This window comes from Anaerofustis sp., assembly GCF_019420015.1.
In the GTDB taxonomy this organism is placed as follows: domain Bacteria; phylum Bacillota; class Clostridia; order Eubacteriales; family Anaerofustaceae; genus Anaerofustis.
Genome location: NZ_JAHZIA010000029.1, coordinates 1 through 3,040 on the forward strand (window position 1 = coordinate 1; position 3,040 = coordinate 3,040).

4 protein-coding genes are annotated in these 3,040 nt (G+C 32.3%); 3 read left to right on the plus strand and 1 reads right to left on the minus strand.

Going from position 1 to position 3,040, the window contains the following annotated elements:
- The 3 genes from QZ357_RS05595 to QZ357_RS05605 all read left to right on the plus strand — a co-directional run.
- On the plus strand, positions 1-430 hold a 430-nt coding region (locus QZ357_RS05595), incomplete at its 5' end, for a hypothetical protein (protein WP_290772932.1).
- Positions 381-899 (plus strand): hypothetical protein, encoded by a 519-nt coding sequence (locus QZ357_RS05600; protein ID WP_290772935.1) that lies wholly within the window; start codon positions 381-383, stop codon positions 897-899. The genes QZ357_RS05595 and QZ357_RS05600, both read left to right, overlap by 50 nt.
- Before the next feature lie 20 nt (positions 900-919).
- A complete protein-coding gene (locus tag QZ357_RS05605; protein WP_290772938.1) occupies positions 920-1,729 on the plus strand; it encodes a HAMP domain-containing sensor histidine kinase in 810 nt (269 codons plus the stop codon).
- A 625-nt stretch (positions 1,730-2,354) separates the two neighbouring features.
- Here QZ357_RS05605 and QZ357_RS05610 read toward each other — a convergent pair.
- Positions 2,355-3,040, minus strand: a 686-nt coding sequence (locus tag QZ357_RS05610) for an immunoglobulin-like domain-containing protein (RefSeq protein ID WP_290772940.1), incomplete at its 5' end; no start/stop codon positions are given.

Here is a 3,040-nt window from a genome sequence, read left to right on the forward strand (position 1 = left end):
GAGAATGGAAAATTCCGTGACAATGCTTGAGAGCGACAGTAATTTTTCTTATTATGTAAAGAACACAAAAACGAAAAAATCCTCTGAAAGTTCAAAAAAAATCACTTCAAAAAGCAAAAGTGCTTATTACGGGTTTTTGAAATATGATAAAATCGCTACTTTGGCAGAAGAGGAAAACCTTTCTTCCTCTGTTTTTTCCGGGTTTGATTTTAATGATTATCTGGATGATTTGTCTGATTATAACATTACTACTCAGATGGATGATTATTATATAAACGGAGAGAAGATAAATAAAAGCGACATTAAAATAAATAAGCCCAAGAATGTGTCTTTTACATATACCATACCGAAAAATGTGGTCAATTACGGCAGTATGCCTTATGATATTCAGCGGAATCATTGCTTTGTTTGTTTTGTTTGCGCCTCTTAAAATAATGAATGAAACAACGCCTTTTAAATCTTTTAGGGCGCTTAAGGGAGAAGTCAATATAGCGGTATCGGCCACGGGTATAACCCTTGCTTGTCTTTCGACAATGGTATGCGCAGGTTATTCCATAAACGGCACATTTCTCGATTTGATGGGTAAAATAGGGCTTGCTTATCCTTCTTATATAATTTTATTCGTTAATTTTATACTTTGGGTTTTGACTCTTCTAATCATAGCAATCGGGTGCTATGATGTGAAATATATAGTTTGTGACGGTATATGGAGATTTTTGAGAGACGATACCTTTATCGGAGATTTGTGCAGAAAGTTAAGAGATACTTTTAACAATCTTTCAGATGTGGATTTAAAAGATGATTTAGATAAAAACCTAATTAAATTTTTGCTTTTAAACGGTTTGATTATAATAGTTCTTACCCTTATGTCTGGCTTAAAGATAAGCTTGGTAAAATAAAAAAGGATTATTCTACTCTTTTGAGTTCCACTCATGAATTGGCAAAAGGCAATTTTAACGAAAGTATGGATGAAGATATGGGTGTGTTTAATTCTTTGAAGGAAGAATTCAAGAATATCGAGGAAGGTTTTGAGAATGCGGTAATGGAAGAAACCAAATCTCAAAACATGAAAACAGAGCTTATAAGTAATGTTTCCCATGATTTAAAAACCCCTTTGACGGGAATAAAAAATTATGTGGAACTTCTTGGTGAAGATACAATTCCCGAAGACAAGAAAAAGGAATATGTACGTACTTTGAATCAGTATGTCGACAGATTAAGCAATTTGATTGAAGATTTGTTTGAAGTAAGCAAGGTAAACAGCGGAGACGTAAAACTGGATTTAATGGATCTTAATATAGTTTCTCTCATAGAGCAGACTAGAAGCGAATGCAGCGATTTGCTTGAAAGCAAAGGGTTGGAAGTAATAACAAACACTTATGACAATAATATAATCCTCTCTTTAGACGGAGATAAAACCTACAGAATATTTGAAAATCTGTTCAACAATGTCGCAAAATATGCTCTTGGCGGAACCAGGGTATATATTGATATAAAAAAAGAAGACAACTGTGTTTTGACGGAAATCAAAAATATTTCTCAGGCCCAAATGAATTTTACAAGCGAAGAGATCGTCGAAAGATTTGTCAGAGGAGATAAATCCAGACATGAAAGCGGCAGTGGATTGGGGCTTGCCATAGTAAAAAGTTTTACAGAAGCTCAAGGCGGAAGCTTCGATATAGATGTGGACGGAGATTTGTTCAAAGCGATTTTGAAATTCCCTTGTTAAATAAATAAAAGAAGTCGGAGTAAATTCCCGGCTTCTTTTATTTTAATTTTCTTTTAAGTTTTTGCCTGTAAATAATACCACTTTCTTACATTTTAAAACTTTCTATGTATCCTTATTTTTTAGGGTTTTGGGTTTTCCTGTTTTATCAACTTATTTCTGAACTTCGATATTCTTAGGATTATCCGTATGTCACTGTAATATTTTAATATATATCATGCTCTGTAAAGTCAATCAATTGCTGTTTTTGACTCAATAATTTGGGTTTTGTGATAATCTTCAATGTATCAAAAGGTACTTTTAGATGTTCTTTATAGTTGATTATTCTTTTATGGAAAAATTTTTTATCATTCAGCTTGTTTGTTTTTTGTATTTGTTTGTTTGATATTTTCAATATAAGTATATAACCATCTGAGATTTTTATAAGATACCTGTCTTGTTTTAGTTAAATTATTAAATTAATATAATTTAGTTAATATGCTGCAAAAATTCGGTTTTGCCTTACAAATATAGCGTTTTTATATTGTTAATACATAAAGGGTTATTCAACTTTAAAAGTAAAACAGGCACTTGCAAGTATGTATTTTATCCTTACAGTAAAGAGTATTTGTCTTTATTACATAATACTCTATCTATCTTCAAACATTTTCTTTTTTTTGACTGTAATTAAAATAATAATAAGTAAGCCGCTTATGATTGCCATTGATTTGTAAAATTCTATATTGTTGCTGTCACCTGTTTGTGGGGTATCTGATTTATCCGTATCTGGATGAGTATTATCCGGTTTTGTTGGTTTGTCTTCGTCACCCGGATTTGGATTTGCTGGTTCCTTTGCTTTTACTGTAACTGTAATTGTTTTTGTTGCAGAAGCCCCGTTACTGTCTGTTACTTTATATATAACGGTGTAAGTACCGACCTTTGATTTATCTACTGTATTTTTGATTACATTTTCTATCGTCAATGTAATATTACCGTCTTCTTTATCACTAGCTGTAACACCTTCCAACGGATCGAATTTATCTCCCACTGTAAGTGTTTTATTTTCTGCATGAATCGTTGGGGTGTTATTTTTATTCAAGTACCATTCTCTTACTACCTGACCGGTAAGATTTTCATTTCTGTCCGATACAAAATAACTGTTATCAGTAGAATCAAATTTTGCTATCGGGTCTGAGTCTGTTTTTGTTTGGAGGAATGCATAACTTTTTGTATAAGATTCTTGTGCATCAGAAGATGTATAAGAAGCTCCTTTACTAGATGTGATTTTTCCATCAGTAACTAGTTTTGTCCCTGCTACTGTTGTTAAATTACCGG

Bases quoted from the DNA above. Each gene is read 5' to 3' on its own strand.
- QZ357_RS05600 (WP_290772935.1), top strand. From the start codon at position 381: ATGATATTCAGCGGAATCATTGCTTTGTTTGTTTTGTTTGCGCCTCTT.